Origin of the sequence: Bradyrhizobium sp. (assembly GCF_049586575.1) — a bacterium.
Lineage (GTDB): Bacteria > Pseudomonadota > Alphaproteobacteria > Rhizobiales > Xanthobacteraceae > Bradyrhizobium.
The window spans coordinates 1-2,429 of record NZ_JBAVCF010000520.1; the positions used below are offsets into that span (position 1 = coordinate 1).

Annotated in this window: 3 protein-coding genes; 2 read left to right on the forward strand and 1 reads right to left on the reverse strand. The window is 56.9% G+C overall.

Annotated features, from left to right (window positions below; all coding sequences use genetic code 11):
• A partial coding sequence (locus WB528_RS19560; RefSeq protein WP_423890045.1) for a lanthionine synthetase LanC family protein occupies window positions 1-681 on the forward strand: 681 nt, incomplete at its 5' end.
• Between the two features lie 21 nt (window positions 682-702).
• The gene (locus WB528_RS19565; protein WP_423890046.1) at window positions 703-2,034 is read left to right on the forward strand and encodes a lanthionine synthetase LanC family protein; all 1,332 of its coding nucleotides are present in this window, start codon (window positions 703-705) and stop codon (window positions 2,032-2,034) included.
• Window positions 2,035-2,082: 48 nt separating this feature from the next.
• On the opposite strand, the gene WB528_RS19570 is transcribed toward WB528_RS19565, so the two are convergent.
• Window positions 2,083-2,429: hypothetical protein (locus WB528_RS19570; protein ID WP_423890047.1), on the reverse strand; the 347-nt coding region annotated here is incomplete at its 5' end.

Below are 2,429 nucleotides of genomic sequence, written 5' to 3' on the forward strand. Positions count from 1 at the left end.
ACGCTGTACCAGGCCACCGACCGCCAGCAATTCCTCAATGCCGCTCTGGCGGGTGCCAAATACCTCATCTCCATTGCCAACCAGACCAATCAATATTTCCTTGTTTACCATGACAACAAAAACAATCATCTTTTTTACCTCGACTGGGCCCATGGACCCGCCGGCACGGCTGCACTCTTCTACCGCCTCTATCAAATCACCAAGGACCCAAAATGGATGGAACTGGTGGCGAAGTGTGCTGCGGCGACCCGTATCTTCGGAGGCCCAGAGAAGGCATTCGCCACGATACCGCCTGGATCGGCGCGGACGCTCACAGTTTGGCGCGATGGCCGCCCAAAAGAAGTCGCCAATCCGGGAGTGTGGAACAATACCAGCGTGTGCGACGGAGTCGCGGGAGAGTCGCAGTTCTTCTACAACGTCTATCTTGCCACGCACAATCGCAAATGGTTCGAAGCAGCCAAAGAAGGCAGCGACGAACTTTTGAAAGCGGCCGATGTGAATGACGGCAATTACCGTTGGGTGCAGGTCGAGACGTTCGTTCGTCCCGACTATGCCATCGCGCAAACCGGCTACATGGAGGGCGCGTCGGGCATCGGCATGTGGCTCCTCCACTTCGGCGCTGCACTTGCTGGGAGTCACCGGCCGGTCATCATTTTCCCTGATGATCCGTTTCCGTATTGAAGGCGGCCGGCGGAGGAATCTATGACCACACACCCATTCAAAATCGCCGCTTTGGCTGGCTGGATTGCTCTCTGCGCCCTTCTCGGCCGTGCGACGACAAGCAGGTCATATCACGAGGCTGCCATGGGGGCGGCACGTTGGATGGAAACGAACAGCTTGAGGACGGCTAACGGATTGGTCTGGGCATCGGATCCCCAGGATCCCAAGACGGTGAACACGACTCTCTATGCAGGTACCCCTGGTCCGATACTGTTCTTCCTTGAAACTTACCGGTATACACATGACCAAACCTTCCTGGAGGAAGGGCGGCGCGGGGCTGACGCTCTGCTCGCTTCGATTTCGAAAAAAGATGAGACCGGGCTCTACGAAGGGATTGCCGGATCCGGATTTACGCTAGGCGAAGCTTACCTGATCACTGGCGACGTCCGTTATCGCCACGGCGCTCTCCAGTGCGTCGGCTGGCTCAAGGAGCGTGCGGAAAGGACTCCCGACGGAGTCAAGTGGAATGACGTGACCGACATTATCGCCGGATCGAGTGGGACTGGTTTGTTCCTGCTTTGGGCAGCGGACCATCTACATGCGCCGGGAGCGCTGCAATTGGCGGCTCGAGCCGGCGATCACCTGATTGCCATTGCGCAGCCGAAACCGGGCGCCGGGCTCATGTGGATGATGGATCCGACCTTCCCCCGGGAAATGCCAAACTTCTCGCACGGCACCGCTGGCGTTTCCTATTTCCTGGCCACTCTGTATCAGGCCACCGGTCAAAAGAAATTTCTCAATGCGGCGCTCGCCGGAGCGGATTACCTCGTGTCGATCGCCGACATCAATAGTCGCTACTGCATGATCTATCACGACAACCAGAACAAAGGTCTTTATTATCTCGGCTGGTGCCACGGCCCGGCCGGGACCGCCCGGCTGTTTTATCGTCTTTATCAAGTCACTCGGGATCCCAAATGGATGAGCCTGGTCAAGAAGTGCGCGGAAGCGGTTGTCGCAAACGGAGGGCCGGACAAAGCGGTCACCCCGGGCGTTTGGCACAACGTCAGCATGTGCTGCGGTGTCGCCGCGGAAGCAGAATTCCTGTATGACATTTATCTAATCACCCATGAGCGGAGGTGGCTCGCCGGAGCGAAAGAGGGCAGCAACGAGCTCTTGAATCTCGCCGATCGCGAGTCGCATGGCTACCGTTGGGTGCAGGTAGAAACGCGCGTCAGACCCGACATCGCTGTTGCGCAGACGGGCTACATGCAAGGCGCGTCGGGGATCGGGATGTGGCTGCTTCATTTCGACGCGGCGCTTTCGGGCGCGCGCCTCCCGATCATTACTTTTCCCGACAATCCGTTCTCCTACTGAGCTGAGAAGGTTGCCACGCCGGATAAGAACTGCTTCACAAAGAAATGATTATCTTGCCTGTGACAAAGGCCACGTGCTACGCGATTTTTCGTCTGGTCCCAGGATCCTTTCTTTGACAATCCGGAGCGAACCCGGGTCCACGTGATCAATGACATTAAAAAATGGAATTTTTCCTGACACAAGCTGGCGCAGTTTCTTGTAAGCGCCCGGAGTGACCAACAGAACATCGGAAGATTTCAAAGCGGCTGCGACCTTATCGCGCTCCCCGATGGTGCAACAGGGCAGATTCGAACCCAGCTGCAACTCCGCTCTGAGAGTATCCTTGTACAGACCGATCGATTCGGGATCCCTGCAGATAAATGCAAATCGCGAGCTTTTGGGGAACGCTTCAATCT

Bases quoted from the DNA above. Each gene is read 5' to 3' on its own strand.
- WB528_RS19565 (WP_423890046.1), top strand. From the start codon at position 703: ATGACCACACACCCATTCAAAATCGCCGCTTTGGCTGGCTGGATTGCT.